The sequence below is a fragment of the Rhizobacter sp. OV335 genome, assembly GCF_900142965.1.
GTDB lineage: Bacteria > Pseudomonadota > Gammaproteobacteria > Burkholderiales > Burkholderiaceae_C > Rhizobacter.
Window position 1 is genome coordinate 41969 of the sequence record NZ_FRCQ01000037.1, and the last position, 17372, is coordinate 59340.

Annotated in this window: 18 protein-coding genes and 1 pseudogene; 15 read left to right on the top strand and 4 right to left on the bottom strand. The window is 67.9% G+C overall.

Annotation, left to right across the window (positions count from 1 at the left end; all coding sequences use genetic code 11):
• Positions 1-48 precede the first annotated feature (48 nt).
• The 11 genes and pseudogenes from BUE42_RS27865 (at position 49) to BUE42_RS27895 (ending at position 8692) form a co-directional block, all read left to right on the top strand.
• Positions 49-291 carry an exodeoxyribonuclease VII small subunit gene (locus BUE42_RS27865; protein WP_073468544.1) on the top strand — a complete coding sequence of 81 codons (243 nt, stop codon included), beginning with the start codon at positions 49-51 and terminating at the stop codon, positions 289-291.
• Entirely contained in the window at positions 288-1175 is an 888-nt protein-coding gene (locus BUE42_RS27870; protein WP_073468545.1) for a polyprenyl synthetase family protein, read from the top strand. Before BUE42_RS27865 ends, BUE42_RS27870 begins: the two co-directional genes overlap by 4 nt.
• Before the next feature lie 7 nt (positions 1176-1182).
• Positions 1183-3075, top strand: a complete 1893-nt coding sequence (dxs, locus tag BUE42_RS27875) for a 1-deoxy-D-xylulose-5-phosphate synthase (RefSeq protein WP_073468546.1) — start codon at positions 1183-1185, stop codon at positions 3073-3075.
• Between the two features lie 89 nt (positions 3076-3164).
• Positions 3165-3956: a GTP cyclohydrolase FolE2 gene (gene folE2, locus BUE42_RS27880; protein ID WP_073468547.1), complete on the top strand. Its 792-nt coding sequence runs from the start codon at positions 3165-3167 to the stop codon at positions 3954-3956.
• 43 nt (positions 3957-3999) lie between these two features.
• Entirely contained in the window at positions 4000-5256 is a 1257-nt protein-coding gene (locus tag BUE42_RS27885) for a lipoprotein-releasing ABC transporter permease subunit (RefSeq protein ID WP_073468548.1), read from the top strand.
• Positions 5249-5935: a lipoprotein-releasing ABC transporter ATP-binding protein LolD gene (lolD, locus tag BUE42_RS27890; protein WP_073468549.1), complete on the top strand. Its 687-nt coding sequence runs from the start codon at positions 5249-5251 to the stop codon at positions 5933-5935. Before BUE42_RS27885 ends, lolD begins: the two co-directional genes overlap by 8 nt.
• A gap of 133 nt (positions 5936-6068) precedes the next feature.
• Complete coding sequence (locus tag BUE42_RS32710; RefSeq protein ID WP_143171802.1) at positions 6069-6443, top strand: hypothetical protein; 375 nt, start codon at positions 6069-6071, stop codon at positions 6441-6443.
• A 311-nt stretch (positions 6444-6754) separates the two neighbouring features.
• Positions 6755-7276 carry a hypothetical protein gene (locus BUE42_RS32715; protein ID WP_143171803.1) on the top strand — a complete coding sequence of 174 codons (522 nt, stop codon included), beginning with the start codon at positions 6755-6757 and terminating at the stop codon, positions 7274-7276.
• Between the two features lie 29 nt (positions 7277-7305).
• Positions 7306-7416, top strand: a pseudogene (locus tag BUE42_RS32720) (lipoprotein-releasing system ATP-binding protein LolD); the annotation flags it as partial.
• Positions 7413-7976, top strand: a complete 564-nt coding sequence (locus BUE42_RS32725) for a hypothetical protein (protein WP_143171804.1) — start codon at positions 7413-7415, stop codon at positions 7974-7976. The pseudogene BUE42_RS32720 and the gene BUE42_RS32725, both read left to right, overlap by 4 nt.
• Positions 7977-8329: 353 nt before the next feature.
• Entirely contained in the window at positions 8330-8692 is a 363-nt protein-coding gene (locus BUE42_RS27895) for a hypothetical protein (protein ID WP_073468550.1), read from the top strand.
• Between the two features lie 36 nt (positions 8693-8728).
• Here the strand turns inward: BUE42_RS27895 and BUE42_RS27900 are convergent, their stop codons facing one another.
• Positions 8729-9208: a GNAT family N-acetyltransferase gene (locus BUE42_RS27900; protein WP_073468551.1), complete on the bottom strand. Its 480-nt coding sequence runs from the start codon at positions 9206-9208 to the stop codon at positions 8729-8731.
• Between the two features lie 101 nt (positions 9209-9309).
• Between BUE42_RS27900 and BUE42_RS27905 the strand changes: the two genes are divergently transcribed.
• On the top strand, positions 9310-9648 hold the full coding sequence (locus BUE42_RS27905; protein ID WP_073468552.1) for an ORF6N domain-containing protein: 339 nt from the start codon (positions 9310-9312) through the stop codon (positions 9646-9648).
• A gap of 32 nt (positions 9649-9680) precedes the next feature.
• Here the strand turns inward: BUE42_RS27905 and BUE42_RS27910 are convergent, their stop codons facing one another.
• The 3 genes from BUE42_RS27910 to tagH form a co-directional block, all read right to left on the bottom strand.
• Positions 9681-10262 carry an OmpA family protein gene (locus BUE42_RS27910; protein ID WP_159445507.1) on the bottom strand — a complete coding sequence of 194 codons (582 nt, stop codon included), beginning with the start codon at positions 10260-10262 and terminating at the stop codon, positions 9681-9683.
• Between the two features lie 95 nt (positions 10263-10357).
• Positions 10358-11164, bottom strand: a complete 807-nt coding sequence (locus tag BUE42_RS27915; RefSeq protein WP_083614665.1) for a PP2C family protein-serine/threonine phosphatase — start codon at positions 11162-11164, stop codon at positions 10358-10360.
• A gap of 35 nt (positions 11165-11199) precedes the next feature.
• Positions 11200-13302 carry a type VI secretion system-associated FHA domain protein TagH gene (tagH, locus tag BUE42_RS34220; protein ID WP_073468553.1) on the bottom strand — a complete coding sequence of 701 codons (2103 nt, stop codon included), beginning with the start codon at positions 13300-13302 and terminating at the stop codon, positions 11200-11202.
• 204 nt (positions 13303-13506) lie between these two features.
• Here tagH and BUE42_RS27925 point away from each other — a divergent pair, with 204 nt between their 5' ends.
• Genes BUE42_RS27925 through BUE42_RS27935 form a run of 3 tightly spaced genes read left to right on the top strand, consistent with a single transcriptional unit; the run spans position 13507 to position 17233 of the window.
• A complete protein-coding gene (locus tag BUE42_RS27925; protein ID WP_073468554.1) occupies positions 13507-15387 on the top strand; it encodes a protein kinase domain-containing protein in 1881 nt (626 codons plus the stop codon).
• A gap of 11 nt (positions 15388-15398) precedes the next feature.
• Positions 15399-16445, top strand: a complete 1047-nt coding sequence (locus BUE42_RS27930; protein WP_073468555.1) for a polysaccharide deacetylase family protein — start codon at positions 15399-15401, stop codon at positions 16443-16445.
• Entirely contained in the window at positions 16442-17233 is a 792-nt protein-coding gene (locus BUE42_RS27935) for a tetratricopeptide repeat protein (protein ID WP_073468556.1), read from the top strand. The genes BUE42_RS27930 and BUE42_RS27935 overlap by 4 nt, the downstream gene beginning before the upstream one ends.
• Positions 17234-17372: the final 139 nt, after the last annotated feature.

The following is a 17372-nucleotide window of genomic DNA, read 5'->3' on the forward strand; positions in this document are numbered from 1 at the left end:
GGATCGCGGGATGGTCGCTGACTACAATGCTTGTTTTTGTGTCACGACATGCCGAAGACCTCTTCCACCCCCGCGCAGACCGATGCGCCCGCCAGCTATGAAGACGCCCTGTCCGAGCTGGAGCGCTTGGTCATCGCGATGGAGGGTGGGCAGCTTCCGCTGGAGAAGCTGCTTGAAAGCTACAAGAGGGGTGCAGATCTGCTCAATTACTGCCGCGAGCGCCTGAGCGCCGTCGAGCGGCAGGTGCAGGTGCTCGAAGATGGCCAACTGAAGCCGTGGTCCGGGGGATGAGTTTGATCGAATTCGATGAATGGGCACGCACCGAGCTGGAATCGGTCGAAGCCGCGCTGTCGCGCTGGGTGCCGGTCGAGGCACCGGCCGGCCTCGGCCAGACCATGCGCTACGGCGTGCTCGACGGCGGCAAGCGGCTGCGCCCGCTGCTAGTGCTCGCCGCGGCCCGGGCGGTCGACGGCCAATGCGAAGCAGCGCTGCGGGCCGCCTGCGCGGTGGAACTGATCCACGCCTACTCGCTGATCCACGACGACATGCCCTGCATGGACAACGACGTGCTGCGTCGCGGCAAGCCGACGGTGCACGTGCAATACGGCGAGGCGCAGGCGATGCTGGCCGGCGACGCGATGCAGGCGCTGGCCTTCGAGGTGCTGACGCCCGACGAGGGCGTCGAGCCGGCGCTGCAGGCCCGCTTGTGCTCGCTGCTGGCGCGCTCGGCCGGCCATGCCGGCATGGCCGGCGGCCAGGCGATCGACCTGGCCAGCATCGGCGCCACCCTCGACGAGCGCACGCTGCGCGACATGCACCACCGCAAGACCGGCGCCCTGCTGCAGGCCAGCGTGCTGATGGGGGCGGCCTGCGGCCGCACGAATCCGGTGGCCTGGCAGGCCCTGGCGGAGTATGGTGACGCCCTGGGCCTGGCGTTCCAGGTGGTCGACGACATCCTCGACGTGACGCAGGCTTCCGAAACCCTCGGCAAGACCGCCGGCAAGGACATGGACAACAACAAGCCGACCTACGTCAGCGTGCTGGGCCTGGAGCCCGCGCGCCGGCATGCCGCGCAGCTGCGCGACCAGGCCCATGCGGCGCTGGTGCGCAGCGGCCTCCCGAGCACCCGCCTGCTGGACATGCTGGCCGACAAAGTGGTCGAACGTGATTCCTGAGCCGCCGATGAACCACACCCTGCTGCACACCATCCAGAGCCCGGCCGACATTCGCCGGCTGTCGCGCGTCGAGCTCCAGCAGCTGTCGAGCGAGCTGCGCGACTTCCTGCTGCACAGCGTCGCCGAGACCGGCGGGCACCTGTCGTCCAACCTCGGCACGGTGGAGCTCACCGTCGCGCTGCACCATGTCTTCAACACGCCGCACGACCGGCTGGTGTGGGACGTCGGCCACCAGACCTACCCGCACAAGATCGTCACCGGCCGGCGCGAGCGCATGGCCACGCTGCGCCAGGCGGGTGGGCTGTCGGGCTTTCCGCGGCGCGACGAGAGCGAGTACGACACCTTCGGCACCGCGCACTCGTCGACCTCGATCTCGGCCGCGCTCGGCATGGCGGTGGCCGCCAAGCTGAAGGGCGAGGAGCGCCGCTCGGTCGCGATCATCGGCGACGGCGCGATGACCGCCGGCATGGCCTTCGAGGCGCTGAACAACGCCGGCGTCTCGCAGGCCAACATGCTGGTGGTGCTGAACGACAACGACATGTCGATCTCGCCGCCGGTCGGGGCTCTGAACAAGTACCTGGCGCGGCTGATGAGCGGCAAGTTCTACGCCGCCGCGCGCGAGGGTGCGAAATCGGTGCTGAAGAACGCGCCGCCGCTGTTCGAGCTGGCACGCCGCTTCGAGGAGCATGCGAAGGGCATGGTCGTGCCCGGCACGATCTTCGAGGAGTTCGGCTTCACCTACGTCGGCCCGATCGACGGCCACGACCTCGATTCGCTGATCCCCACGCTCGAGAACCTGCGCGACCGGCCGGGCCCGCAGTTCCTGCACGTCGTCACGAAGAAGGGCTACGGCTACAAGCTGGCCGAGGCCGATCCGGTCAAGTACCACGCGGCCTCGGGCAAGTTCGATCCGGCCGAGGGCTTCCCGAAGGTCAAGTCCGGCAAGCCGCCGACCTTCACGCAGATCTTCGGCCAGTGGCTGTGCGACATGGCCGAGAAGGACAAGCGGCTGATCGGCATCACCCCGGCGATGCGCGAGGGCTCGGGCATGGTCGAGTTCGAGAAGCGCTTCCCCGAGCGCTACCACGACGTCGGCATCGCCGAGCAGCATGCCGTCACCTTCGCCGCGGGCCTGGCCTGCGAAGGGCTGAAGCCGGTGGTCGCGATCTATTCCACCTTCCTGCAGCGCGCGTACGACCAGCTGGTGCACGACGTCGCGATCCAGAACCTGCCGGTGGTGTTCGCACTCGACCGCGCGGGCTTGGTCGGCGGCGACGGCGCGACGCATGCGGGCGCCTACGACATCGCGTTCCTGCGCTGCATTCCGAACATGAGCGTGCTCGCGCCGGCCGACGAGCGCGAGTGCCGCCAACTGCTCACCACCGCGTTCGAGCAGGACCACCCGGTGGCGGTGCGCTACCCGCGTGGCGCTGGTGCCGGCGTCGCGATCGACCCGGAACTGACGTCGCTGCCCTGGGGCAAGGGCGAGGTGCGCCGCCGCGGCGAGCGCATCGCGATCCTGGCCTTCGGCACGTTGCTGTACCCGGCGCTGGCGGCCGGCGAGGCGTTGGGCGCGACCGTGGCCAACATGCGCTACGTGAAGCCGCTCGATGCCGAGCTGGTGGCCGAGTTGGCCCGCACGCACGATGCGATCGTCACGGTCGAAGAGGGCTGCTTGCAAGGCGGAGCCGGCAGCGCCGTGCTCGAGGCACTGCAGGCCGCGAGGATCGAGATCCCGGTGCTGCAGCTGGGCCTGCCCGACGTGTTCGTCGAGCACGGCGATCCGGCCAAGCTGCTGGCGGCTTGCGGGCTGGATGCGGCGGGCATCGAGCAGTCGGTGCTGAAGCGCTTCGGTGCGCGCCCGGCGCTCGTCAGGCCGGCTGCCGGCCAAAGGGTTTGAACGGCGTCGTCAAGCCCTTTCGCGCATGGGGCGGTCGGAATGCTGTCATCCTTGCGACCGTTGACAGATAGAAGTCCGACATGAATCACATGACGAATTTGAAAGACGCGCTGCACATTCCCGACACGCAGAGCGAGCGCGACGAGCGGCACCTGGCGATCCAGCGTGTCGGCGTGAAGGATGTGCGCTACCCGCTGCAGCTGAAGTTCGGCAAGACCGTGCAGCCGACGATCGGCCAGTGGGAGCTCGACGTGGCGCTGCCGGCCGAGCAGAAGGGCACGCACATGTCGCGCTTCGTCGCGTGGCTCGATGCGCTGCACGAACCGCTCGATGCCGACGGCCTGAAGCTGCGCTTCGCCGAGATGCTCGAGAAGCTGCATGCGACGCACGGCCGCGTCGAGGTGAAGTTTCCGTTCTTCATCCGCAAGCGCGCGCCGGTGTCCGGTGTCGAGAGCCTGCTCGACTACCAGGGCAGCTGGGTTGCCGAGATGCGCGACGGCCAGCCGGTCGTGTGGTCGCAGGTGCTGGTGCCGGTGAAGTCGCTGTGCCCGTGCTCGAAGGAGATCTCCGACTACGGCGCGCACAACCAGCGCTCGCACGTGACGATCCGCGCCGAGCTGCTGCAGGACGTGCCGTGGGGCGAGCTGGTGCGCTTCGCCGAGAACGCGGCGTCGAGCGAGATCTGGCCGATGCTGAAGCGCGCTGACGAGAAGTGGGTCACCGAGCACGCCTACGAGAACCCGAAGTTCGTCGAAGACCTGGTGCGCGATGTGGCGCTGGCCTTGAATGGCGATGCGCGCATCGGGCGCTACACGGTCGATGTCGAGAACTTCGAGTCGATCCACAACCACAGCGCCTTCGCCCGCATCGAGCGCCTGTGACCGGTGCGATCCGGAGGGCATTCCGGGTAGCATCCGCGCACCTATGAATTGGCCCTACGAATTACAAATCGGCGTGCGCTACACGCGCGCCGGCCGCACCGGCCGTCGCAACGGCTTCATCTCCTTCATCTCCGGCGTCTCGATGCTGGGCATCGCGCTCGGCGTCGCGGCGCTGATCATCGTGCTGTCGGTGATGAACGGCTTCCAGAAGGAAGTGCGCGACCGCATGCTGTCGGTCGTCGCCCACGTCGAGGTGATGGACGGCCAGGGCCAGGCGCTGCCCGACTGGCACCTCACCGCGAAGCAGGCGCGCGAGAACCCGCAGGTGATCGGCGCGGCGCCGTTCATCGCGGCGCAGGCGCTGGTCGCGCGCGGCGACGACATGCGCGGCGCGATCATCCGCGGCATCTCGCCGGACGATGAAGCCACGGTCACCGACCTCGCCGCCGAGATCAAGGACAAGACGCTGTCCAAGCTCGTGCCCGGCGAATGGGGCATCGTGCTCGGCATCGAGCTGGCCCGCTCGCTCGGCGTGCACGAGGGCGACAAGATCACGATCGTCGCGCCCGGTGGGCAGGTCACGCCGGCCGGCGTGGTGCCGCGTCTCAAGCAGATGACGGTGGTCGGCACCTTCAACGCCGGCCACTACGAGTACGACAGCGGCCTCGCGATGATCCACGTCGACGATGCCGCCAAGCTGTTCCGCACCGAAGGCCCGACCGGCGTGCAGCTGCGCCTGAAGGACCTGTTCCAGGCGCGCGACGTCGCCGAGCAGCTGTCGCAGGCCTTCGGTCCGCAGTTCATCGTCAGCGACTGGACGCGCACCAACCGCAACTGGTTCTCGGCGGTGCAGCTCGAGAAGCGCCTGATGTTCATCATCCTGACGCTGATCGTCGCGGTGGCCGCCTTCAACCTCGTCTCGACCCTCGTGATGACCGTCACCGACAAGCAGGCCGACATCGCGATCCTGCGCACGCTGGGCGCGAGCCCGCGCTCGATCATGGGCATCTTCATGGTGCAGGGCGCGGCGTCCGGCATCATCGGCACGCTGTCGGGCGTCGGCTTCGGGCTCTTGATCGCGCTGAACATCGACGTGATCGTGCCGTTCATCGAGCACCTGCTGCGCACCAGCTTCCTGCCGTCGAGCATCTACCTGATCAGCCGCATGCCGAGCGACCCGCAGGCCGCCGACATCGTGCCGATCACGCTGATCTCGCTGGTGCTGTCGTTCGTCGCGACGCTCTACCCGAGCTGGCGCGCGAGCCGCGTCCAACCGGCGGAGGCACTGCGCTATGAGTGACTCGCGCGAACTGGTGATCGATGCGCAGGCGCTGCACAAGCGCTTCAGCGAAGGCGGGCTCGACGTGCACGTGCTGCAGGGCGTGGCGCTGAGCGTGCGGGCCGGCGAGACGGTGGCGGTGGTGGGTGCATCGGGCTCGGGCAAGAGCACGCTGCTGCACCTGATGGGCGGGCTCGAGGCGCCCACCAGCGGCGCGGTGCAGCTGAAGGGCCGCGATTTCTCGCACATGAACGCGACGGAGCAGGGCGTCTGGCGCAACCAGTACCTCGGCTTCGTCTACCAGTTCCACCATTTGCTGCCGGAGTTCACCGCGCTCGACAACGTCGCGATGCCGCTGCGCATTCGCCGGCTGACGCAGCCCGAGGCGCGTGAGCAGGCCGAGGCGGTGCTCGCGCAGGTGGGCCTGGCGGCGCGTGTGCACCACCGGCCGTCGGAGCTGTCGGGCGGCGAGCGCCAGCGCGTCGCGATCGCGCGGGCATTGGCCGGCAAGCCGGCCTGCGTGCTGGCCGACGAGCCGACCGGCAACCTCGACCGCGAGACGGCAGATGGCGTGTTCGCGCTGATGCTGGAACTCGCGCGCAACCAGGGCACGGCCTTCGTGATGGTCACGCACGACGAGGCGCTGGCGAAGCGCTGTGATCGGGTGCTGCGGCTGAAGCAGGGGCGGCTGGTCGACTGAGTCGATCGGTGTCGATGCGGGTTGCCATCGCGGGAGCGATGGACGGAGAGCCGCGCGAGAACCTCGCCCCTGCCGGAACGAAATCCAGGCGGCGGTTCACTCATGCAGTGTCTTCACAGCGCAAGGAATTGACATGAACGGAACATCAGCATCGGCCTCGGGTGTCGCAAGCGGTCGCGTCGCCGTGAATCCCGTCGCGGTACCCGAGGGGCAAGAACCTGGGTGCGATCTTCGGGGCAAGATCAGGGCGGCGCTCGTAGCCGCCAGAGGATTCCTCGTGGGCCGTGGCATCCAGACGAGCCTGAATCAATTGAGGGTATCGGCGCTGGCTATCGCGTTCGTGTGCGGTGTTGCTGGCTTGGAAACGGCAATGGCCGTCGCAACGGGTGTCTATCTGGGGCTGACCTTTGGTGGGGATCATCTCGCCCAATTGGTTCTTGCATTGCCCGAGGAGCCCGATGCTCCAGTCCAGCCGGCAATGCCCGATCAAGCAGCTGTCAGGGGCTGACACACCCATGCCCACAGGGTGACGAGGCCCTGGCGAAGAGATGGCCCGTGCTGGAACCGAATCGGCGTTCTGGCCACTCATGCGGTGTCCGGATCAGCAACCTGCAATGCGCGGGTTCGATTCGGACATGCATCGTCTCTACAACTTTTCAAAGATCGGAGTGGCCATGAACACGCGAATACCCGGAATGCTCGACGACCTGCGCAGCAACCCCGTTGATTCAAGCGAGTCGTCTGCACAGCGACCGGCGCGGGCGTGCCCGGCATCGCGATCGTCTGAAGCCGTACTTTCACAGCTCACGGGAATCTGACATGCGCACGAGCAGCGAATCACGGAGCAGTCCTGTCAGGAGCAGTACTGTCATTGAGCGAGAAGACAGCCGAAAGGATCAACGACAGGAGGATGTCGGCGCCGACGTAGAGGAAGTCAGGTCTTGTGCCAAGAGTTTTTTGAAATCTCTTGCCGGGTGCTTGGCGGGTACTGCGGTGGTTGTTGGCATCCCAGCCCTTATTTCGAATCTGGGGATCATGGGGTGCGGGGTGGGGATCGTACTCAATGAGTTCAATTGCAGCGCGGGGGCGGCAGTTGGCTTGGGAGGTGTCGCATTGACAACGGGCTTGGTAAGCGTTGGAGCCTATTTTCTGAGCATGGAGCTGGGCAGAAGACTTTCAGGTCAGCAGCAACCGCAGGACGCTTCGACGTATGACGCCAGCGAGGCAGGTTCGGTGTCCTCTTCTTCGGGACAGTTCGACTCATCAACCGAATCGTCGGTGGAACTGTCATCGCAAGACCTGCCGCCGCAAAAGCCCGCGGGCCAGGAACTCGATCCATGACTTCCGAACCGGGCGGTCAAGCGCAACCTCTGCTGGAACTCGCGCGCAACCAGGGCACGGCCTTCGTGATGGTCACGCATGACGAGGTGCTGGCGAAGCGCTGCGACCGGGTGCTGCGGTTGAAGCAGGGACCGCCATGAACCCAACACCAACAACAAGCCGCCGATCTCACAGCGATTCCGTCAGCTCCAGCGAAAGCGAAAGGGCAACCTCGCAAGTGAACGGCGGTGTACACCGTGCAGTGCCCGCTGTTCGCCTCGGTGCTCTGATGGCGTGCCTTGACGCCGGCTTGAAGCTTGCGATTGGAGGAACGATGCTCCCCTTTCCCGCCTTCGTGATTGCCGGGGTTGGGTGTTCCGTCAAGAACGGATTTGACTGCAGTGACGAGGCGGAGCGCGTCATTGCCATCGGCGGTGCAGTCGTGGGGAGTGTTTTCGCGGCAGCGGTTGCCCTTCATCTGCACTTGTTCAAGGAACAGTGGAGAGGGCGCGAAGACGGACGGCGGAGGCAGGGTGGTGGCGTTGAAGGCCTGATGCAAGTCGATGTCGAGTCTTCCGGCGAACCAGATTCGACTGCGCAATCGAGCGACGATTCAAGCTCTTCGTCGGAGTCGTTGCCAGAGCAGGAACGCTCAGCATCGCGATCATCGGACGTTGATGAATCGAGCGAACAAGACGCCGGTGCAAGTGCATCTGCCTGAAGAACCGGCGAGGTTGATGGCGTTTCCACCTCTCTTGTTCGGTTCGATGGCGCGAGCGATCGCTGGGAACCGGGACCGGCAGGCCGGTTCCGGCTCCCGTTCCTCAGGGCGCCACCCGACAAGCCCCTTTTGTTTCCATCGGGATCTCCGACCCGTCTACCGTTCACGGGATGACAACTCTTGCGGGCGCTTCAGCATTGTTGATGCTCGGAAGCGCATCTTGCGTCTTGTCTGTCGACTTGTTGCTGCGACAGCGGGCGACGGAAGAGTCCCCCTTGTCGTCGGTGCAGGAGGCATCCGGCGATTCAGTGGAATTGTCTGAGCCCTGACTTGCGGCGCAACAGCGCTTGAGAGTGCTGACCCCCGCGCGGCTGTTTTCCAACTCCCTGGGCCTGCTCGACGAGAGCCTGCACGTGTTCGACGAGAACCTGCATGTTCGAGAGCGGATGGGCTCGGCCCGAGATGGCGTCCGGTCGGCTCGGGATGCCGCCAGCGACTTCCTCGCACTTCACAACCAAGGCTGGAAAGCAGCCAAGGTCTTGACGCTGCCTGCAGCGCTCGCGTGTTGGCTCGCCGGCTGGCACCCGGGAATGGACGCCGCAATCGGTGCCTATGCGACGATCGTCTTCGAGTTTCTGTTCCGCCTCAAGTCAACTTTTATGGTTCGAGTGCCGCCACTCGTACTGCATGGGGCGACTGACGGTGATGCTTGCTGATGCAGCGTGGAAAGCGTTGCGCTCGAAGCGCCGCTCCTATTCGAGGCCTGCCCGCAGCATCCCGGCATAGATCCCGGGCGACGATCCCTCGATCACCACCGCGCCGACGGTCTTTTCGTAGAACGCTTTCGGCCCGGCGCTGCCGATGACGGCGTAGGCATAACCCAGTTCGCGTTGCGCGTGCAGCGCGGCCAGCAGCAGCGCCCGGCCGACGCCTTGGCCTTGCACGGCGTCGAGCACGCCTTCGGGGCCGAAGAAGTTCTTGCAGGTCGCGTCATGGCACGCGAAGCCGACGATCTGCTGCTCACGCACGGCAATGAAGCAAGCCACCGGCAAGCGCCCGATCGCGACATCGATCTCGGCCACCCAGCCGGGGTAGTGCTCGGCCGCCCAGGCCAGGATGCGCGGCTTCTCGGGTGCGAGCGCGCGCCGCACGGTGATGCCATGGCAGTGCACGGCGGCCAGCGCGTCGTTCAGCGGTGGCAGTTTGTAGAGCGTGACGAGCATGTCGGACATGGCGTCGGATGTTACGCGAGGGCGGTCTGTACCGGTGTCTGCACAGACGGTCTCGGCGAGACTGCGGCGCCATGAAGCGAGCAACTTCCACTCCAGGGCTGGTGTCTTCCAAGGAAGCCAGAACGTCCGACAAGTCCGATGGCCAACAGCCGCGGATCGAAGACCGGATCCTGGTTGTGCGAGGTCAGCGGGTCATCATCGATGCCGACCTGGCGAACCAGGCGGTCAGGCGCAACCTCAGTCGATTTCCAGAGGACTTCCTGCTTTCGCTGAGGCCGGAAGAGAAAGCGGAGGTGGTCACAAACTGTGACCACCTCCGAAAGCTGAAATTCTCGCGGACGACGCCCTTGGCCTTTACCGAACACGGTGCCATTCAGGCGCCCGCCCGATCCGCCCAAGCGTCCGATCGGGTTTGTTGCGCTCGAAGAAAAGAGATCTGACGGTCGGAGCGATTGACCCGGCTGATCTCAGCCTACTTCGTGTTCGTCACGATCGTCACCCGCCGGTTCTCCGGCGCCGCCGGCACCGCGCGGTTCAGCAGGTCGTGATCGCCCTTGCCCTCGGCCTTCAGCCGGTCGGCGGCGATGCTGTGCGTCGTGACCAGGTAGTCGCGCACGCTCTCGGCGCGCTGCTGCGACAGCACCATGTTCGCGTCGGGGTTGCCGCGCGGGTCGGCGTGGCCTTCGACGTTGAAGCTGTAGTCGGCCAGCCGGTCGTTCTTCAGCGCGCCGGCCACCACGTCGAGCTGCTGCTTCGCCGATTCGGTCAGCTCCGACGAGTTGGTCAGGAACGTGATCAGCAGCGAGGCACTCGCCTTGCGCTCGGGCGCCGAGACACCGGCGCCATCGCGGCTCACCTTCAGGCTGCGCGTGACGACCGGCTCCGGCGGCGGCGTCAGCGCGTCCAGCAGGTTGGCCTCGGTGACCTTGTTGCCCTTCAGCACCCGGGTGTCGCCGATGTCCTGGGCCCATGACGAGGTGGCGAACGCAGCGACCAGCACCAGCCCGGCCGTGCGGCGCAGCGAAGAAGAGAAATTGAAGCTCAGCGCGTCCATCAGGGACCTCCGTACAGATTTCGTGATCATGACCGGTGCCACTGGCCGTCGGAAGCGACCAAGGTCACGCCCCCCACGATCGAAGGTGCCCGCGTTCAAGGGGTCTTGCCGGCGCTGTCGTCTTCCCACAACCCCGACATCCGGGTCGTTTCCGACGGATCGCCGATCCACACCGCGACCGCGCTGTAGTTGTCCTGCTTCGGCTTGGCCGCCGCGCGAATGGTCTCGCCCATGCGGTCCAGCCAGTCCTCGGCCGAATCGGCGGCCGCAAAGGCCGCCTCGATCGCCCGCTTCGAGAACAGGTCCCACCAGCCGTCGGAGCACAGCAGGAAGGCGTCACCGTCTTCGATGGGCATGTGCGTCTCGAGCGTGCTCGGCTCGACCGGGCCTTCGGTGCCCATCGCGCCGAGCAGCTGGTTCTTGTGCGGGTGGTCGACGGCTTCTTCCGGCGTCAGGTAGCCGGCGTCGACCATGCGCTGCACGACGCTGTCGTCGCGCGTCACGTGGCACACGCGGCCGTGGCGCAGCATGTACAGGCGCGAATCGCCGACGTGCGTCCACAGTGCTTCCTCGCGCCGCGTGTCGATCCACAGCGCGACCAGCGTCGCGTGCATGCGTTCGGCGCTGCGCTTGCCTTGCTGCTGCTCGTTGATCGCCGCATGCGTGTCGCACACCAGCTGGGTCAGGTACTCCGGCGTGGCCTGCGTGGCCGACTGCAGCCCGAGCGCGGTCATCCGCACGACCATGTCGGAGGCGACGTTGCCACCCCGGTGCCCACCGGCCCCGTCGGCCAACACGGCATAGCAGAACGGCCCGCTGACGCCATGGCGCAGGTCGTCCTCGTTGCGGCTTCGCCCGCCCACCTCGCTGCGGGCGGCGATCTCGACTTGCAGCATGGCCATGCGTCCTGTGCGGCGGCTTGGGATATCGATGGGGATCAGGTGCCGCCGGGGTGACGCTCTGCGTCCAGGCGGTCCAGCTGGTCTTCATAGGCCTTGATGAAGGCCTTGCCGAACAGCTCGTGGAAATCCTCCTGGGCGTCGTCGTGGATGCGCTGGTAGTGCTGCAGGTACAGCTCCCACAGCTTGGCGCGGCGGTTCATCGGCAGCACGCTGTCGAGCACGCTGTTGCCGGAGAGCTTGCCCTCGAGCTGCGAGGGCTCGAAGCGCTTCAGCACGCCTTCGAGCGCGGCGCGCATGCCCACCATCGTGCCGATCGCATGGCCGACCAGGTCGTCCATCGCGTCGTGCACCGCGGCCGGGCCGACCATGAAGCCGCGCATCGGCGGCTGCAGCAGCTGCTCGATCGCGGTGCCGGCATCGGGCGAGAACTTCAGCGGGTTGTTGTTGCGCGCCTGGATCATCGTCACGTCGGCCCGCAGCTCCTGCTTGGCGGCAGCCCGCGTGGCGACCAGCTTCAGCGTGCCGTCCACCGAATGGCGCAGCACCTCGCCGATCACCTTCATCAGCGCCGGGTTCAGGCCCTGCGGCGGCTGCAGGTGGATGCCGGCGCCTTCGCAGAACGCGGCCCACAAGGCCTCGGGCGTGGTGTCGCCGGCGGCGTAGGCTCGGGCGGCGGGCGGCGGCTGCATCGCGACGGGCGGAGTGACCGGCGTGGAGGCCGTGGGCGGCATCGGCGCCAACGGCATCGGGGCCGAGGTCATCAGCGACGGCCGGGCCGGGCGCACGCCGGGCATCGTGGTGGTCGGGGTCAGGTCGTCGCCGCGGATGCGCGCGGCCGGCGGCGCGGCGCGCGGCGGTGCCGGCGGGCGCGGTGCGCTGACCTGCGTCATGTTGGGGTCGAACGGCGGCGGTGCCACCGGCGTCGGCGGCAGCGGCCGCGCAGGCGGCGCAGCCGGCGGCGGCGGGCTTTGCACCGCCGGCGGCACATAGGCGCCGCGCAGTTCGGGCGTGTGGTCGAAATCGGCCGGGATGCCGGCGGGCGGCGCCGCGGGCGCGGAGCCGCCGAACATCGCCAGCGGATCGGTGTTGGCCGACGCGCCGCTCGGCGAGGGCGCAGCCAGGAAGGCCGCCAGCGGGTCGCCGCCGCTGCCGGCGGCCGGCGCGCCGCCCAGCCCGAACATCGCATCGAGGCTCGACGACGGTGCGGCGGTGGGCGAGCCCAGCAGGTCGCCGAGGCTGAAATCCACCGGCAGCGAGCCGCCGGACGGCGCGGGCGGCGGTGCCGAGGCCGAGCTGCCCATGAAGCCGGCCAGCGGATCGGCCGAGGCCGAGCCGGACGACGGCGACGGCAAATCGGCGAACGGGTCGAAATCGTCCGGCAGGCGGCTGGCCGTGGCCGGCGGAGGCGGCGGTGCAAAAGCACGCGCGGCCGGCGGCGGCGGGGAATAAGGCGGCGGCGCCACCACCGGTGCAGCGGCTGGCCGGAACGACGGCATCGTGCCGGTCGGGCTCGACTCGCGCGCACCGCCCATCAGGTCGGCGAAGGGATCGCTGGCGCCGGGGCCGCTCGGCCCGCCCAGCAGGTCGCCGAACGGGTTGGCGGAATCGATCGGCGCGGGCGTGGCACGCGGCGGCGTCGGCTGCGCGGGGGGCGGCATCGCCGCCGTCGTGCCGCCGAGCGGGCGTGGCGTCGGGGGGGCCGGCGGCACTGGCGGGCTCAGCTGCATGCGCGGGTTGGTGCGCGATTCGACGGCCGAGGCCTTGATCACCGTGCGCGAATCGATCGGCGCCCGTTCGTCGGCGCGGGGCGCGGTTTCGGGTGCGGCCAGCGTCGCGCGCATCACGTAGCCGCCGATCACCAGCTCGTCGGCATGGCCGAGCGTCGAGCCTTCGCCGGCGTTGATCGGCCGGCCGTTGATGACGATCGCGTTGGCGCTGCCGACGTTGCGGATCGAGAACGAGCCGTTGGTGAACCAGACCTCGGCCTGCAGGCGCGAGATGTGGCGCTCCGGATCGGGCAGGGCCAGCGTGTTCGTGTCGGAACGGCCGATCGTGCCACCGCGTTCATCGAAGTGGCCCGTGATCGACTGAGACAGGGTCTCGTTCTTCAGGGTATGGGCGCGTATCACCAGGATCATGAGGGCTCCGACTAGCGAGGCAGGCACGCCCGCCGAGCGGAGCCGGCGCGCCTGAAGCCGGTTTATCCGCCGGGCGACCGGGATTGGCAATCAACGAAAGTCATGCGCCTGTCGTGAAATCGATGGGAAACGATTGCTGAAATGGATTGCCAGATGACTTTCGTTCATTGAGACTTTCCCTCCCCCCAGGCACTGTGCCGTGCCATGCCAGAAGACGACTACCCGGAACGCCCGTTCGAAGATGACGAGACCACGCGCGTCATCACCCATTCCAGCGCCAGCATCAGGACCGCCCCGCTGAACGCGGCTGCGGCCAATGCGTCGGCGGACACGCTGCCGGCCGCTGCGCCGGGAAGTGAGTCCGCGCGCCGCAGTGCGCCGGCCGCCGCCAGCCCGGCGGCGCCGCGCCAGGTCGGCCGCTACCAGATCACCGAGCGCATCGGGCGCGGCGGCATGGCGAGCGTCTACCGCGCGCACGACCCCGGCATCGACCGCACCATCGCGATCAAGTTCCTGCACGCCGCCTACTGCGAGGAAGAGGAATACCGCGCCCGCTTCCTGCGCGAGGCGCGCGCCGCCGGCATGCTGTCGCATCCGAACATCGTCACCGTGCACGACGTGGGCGAGATCGAAGGCCGGCCGTACATGGCGATGGAGCTGATCGAAGGCGAGCCGATGAACGAGCTGATGGCGCGTTCGGGCCCGATGCCGATCCGCGACACGCTGGTGATCGTGCTGCAGCTGGCCAAGGCGCTCGACTACGCGCATGCCAAGGGCATCGTGCACCGCGACATCAAGCCGTCGAACATCATGGTGCTGAAGGGCACCAGCACCGTGAAGGTGACCGACTTCGGCATCGCGCACGTGACCACGGGGGCGTCGTCGACGCACCAGACGCGTGTCGGCGACGTGCTCGGTACGCCGCAGTACATGTCGCCGGAGCAGACCAAGGGCTCCAAGGTCGACGGCCGTTCCGACCTGTTCTCGGTCGGCATCATCCTGTACCAGATGCTGAGCGGCGCGCCGCCGTTCCAGGGCGACAGCATCGTCGCGCTGGCGATGAAGATCGCCACCGAGGAGCCGACGCCGATCGACAAGCTGCGCACCGGCCTGCCGCTGGGTGTGCGCCGCATCGTCGAGCGCTGCCTGGCCAAGCAGCCGGAGCGGCGCTTCCAGACCGGCCAGGAGCTGGCCGCGGCGATCAGCCAGGCGATGCGCGACATCGAAGACGACGCGCGCGAGAAGGAAAAGCCTCGCATCCTGCCGCTGCGCGTGAAGTGGGCGCTGATGATGGGCGCGATCGTGTTCGCGGTGATGGCGGTGACCGGCGCGGTCGTCAACCGGCAGCAGACGGCCGCGATGATGGCGCAGGTGACCGACTACGGCGCCTCGCTCAGCCGCTTCATCGCGGCGCAGAACGCGGTGTCGGCGCTGGCCGACGAATGGGTGGCGGTCGAGGTGTCGGTCGGCGAGGTCATGAAGACGCGCGATTTCACGAGCGTCAGCGTGGTCGACCGGGCCGGCGTGGTGCGCGCGTCGAGCGACGCGGCGAGCGTCGGCCAGCCGTACAAGGCGCGCAGCGGGGAACTGCTGGGCACCCGGGCCGGCGGCGTCAGCGTGACGCGCGTGCTCGACGACAACGACAACGTGCTGGTGTTCGAGGCGCCGATGACCTTCCAGGGCAAGGCGGTCGGGCGGGTCGCGCTCGGCGTGCCCGAGAAGCCGCTCGCGCAGGTGGCGCGGCTGAGCCTCACGCTGATGATCGTGCTGGTGATCGTCACGGTGCTGGCGGTGGCGGTGGCGATGTACTTCGTCGCGAACTGGTTTGCGCGGCCGATCAAGCTGGTGGGCGACTCGATGCGCGAGATCGCGCTGGGCCGTTTCGAGCACCGCATCCGCGAGGAGCGCACCGACGAATTCGGCCAGCTCTACAAGGGCTTCGACGCGATGGCGCAGGCCCTGCAGGAGCGCTACGTGCCGACGCAGGACACCGCGGCCGACACGCAGCGCGTGGCCGCCAGCTTCGCCAGCACGATGGCGCCGCTGAAGCGGCCGCCCGCGGCCGATCCGAAGAAGCCTTCTTGAGGGAGCAGTCGATGCAAGCACTTCAGCGCCGCGCGCTGACCCTGGCCGCAGCCGTCGCCTGCCTGCTGGCGCTGGCGGCCTGCCAGACGCCGCCGCGCAGCGGGGGCGACACGGCCCTGGCTGTGCCGAGCCTCACCGCCCGCGACGGCGTGCTGGGCCGCAGCGACCGGCTGCTGGTCTATGTGCCGCAGGGCGAGGACAACTACGCGTCGATCGCGCAGCGCTTCCTCGGCAGCGCGGCGCGCGACTGGGAGATCGCGGATGCCAACCCCGGCACGCCGCAGGCGCGCAGCGGCCAGCCGGTGATCGTGCCGCTGAAGCCGCTGAACCCGATGGGCGTGCGCAGTGGCCAGTACCAGACGATCCCGATCCTGTGCTACCACCGCGTGGGCCAGGGCAGCGGCAAGATGACGGTGTCGACCGCAGGCTTCGAGCAGCAGCTCGACTGGCTGGCGGCCAACAACTTCAAGGTGATCCGCCTGAAGGACCTGATCGGCTTCCTCGAGGGCAGGCAGCCGCTGCCGCAGCGCTCGGTGGTGCTGACCTTCGACGACGGCTACGCGTCGTACTACCGCTACGCCTACCCGCTGCTGAAGAAGCACGGCTTCCCGGCGACGGTGTTCCTGTACACCGATTTCGTCGGCGCCGGCGATGCGCTCACGTGGCCGCAGATGCAGGAGATGACGGCCTCGGGCCTGGTCGACATCCAGTCGCATTCGAAGACCCATTCGAACCTGATCGAGCGGGCCGCTGGTGAAAACGATGCCGCCTATGCGAAGCGCATGGAGGCCGAGGCCAAGGTGCCGCGCGACGTGATCGAGAAGCGGCTGTCGAACGAGGTGCTGACCTATGCCTACCCGTTCGGCGACGTCAACGAGGTGGTGCTGGACGCGTTGGCGCGCAACCGCTACCGGCTGGCCGGCACCGTGACGCCGGGCGGCAACCCGGCCTGGGCGCAGCCGCTGATGCTGCGCCGGACCATGATCTACGGCAGCCACGACCTGGAGGCCTTCAAGTCCAAGTTGCAGACCCTGCGCAGCTTCACGCCTTCGTCATGACGCACTCACTCGCCGTTCGATTCGCTGTTGTTCGATTCACCAGCCTGGCAGCGGTCACGGCGCTGCTGGCAGCCTGTGCCGGCGTGCCGGGCGGCAACGCGCCTGCTCCGACCGACGCGGGCGCCGGCTCGCGCAACGACCCGGTGTCCGATTTCGAGGCCCGCCAGCGCGAGCAGGCGGTGTCTGCGGAGCGCCAGGGCAAATGGGGCGAGGCGGTGCAAGCCTGGGAAGTGCTCGTGACGCTGCGGCCTGCGCAATACCGCGAACGCCTGGCCGAGGCGCGGCACCGCGTCGACCTGCTGGCGACCGAACGGCTGCAGCGGGCGCGGGCCGAGTTGAAGAAGGGCGAGCTCGATGCAGCGGAGCAGTCGTACCTGGGCGTGCTGGCCTTGCAGCCGGAGCAGGCCGAGGCGGCCGACGGGCTGCGCGGCATCGAGCGCGCGCGCAACAAGCGCGATTACCTGGGACAGCCTTCGCGGCTGACGCTGACGCGCAAGCCGGGTGCACGGATCGCACCGAGCGAGCAGTCGATCGAGCTGGAGCATGCGGCGATGCTGGCGGGCCAGGGTGAGTACGACGAGGCGATCGGCATGCTGCAGAAGCGGCTGGATGCATCGCCGCGCGATGCGGCGGTGCGTCGGGCGTTGGCGGACACGCTGCTGAAGAAGGCGCAAGCATTGCAGGCGAGTGATCCGAAAGCTGCACGCGAGGCCGTGCAGCGTTGCCTGAAGCTCGAGCCCAAGAATGCTGCGGCTTCCGCCTTGCTGAAGAAACTGCCTGCGGGCTGAGGTTTCTCTTCGCTACTGTCTGCGCGGCAAAGGCGCGGGTGGGGAGGCTGTGGCGCGCCGTCAGGTGCGGTCATCGCCCCTGGCGGGGCAATGACTGCCCTGCGCTGACTGGTTTCATGGCCCGTCGCCGAAACTCCCG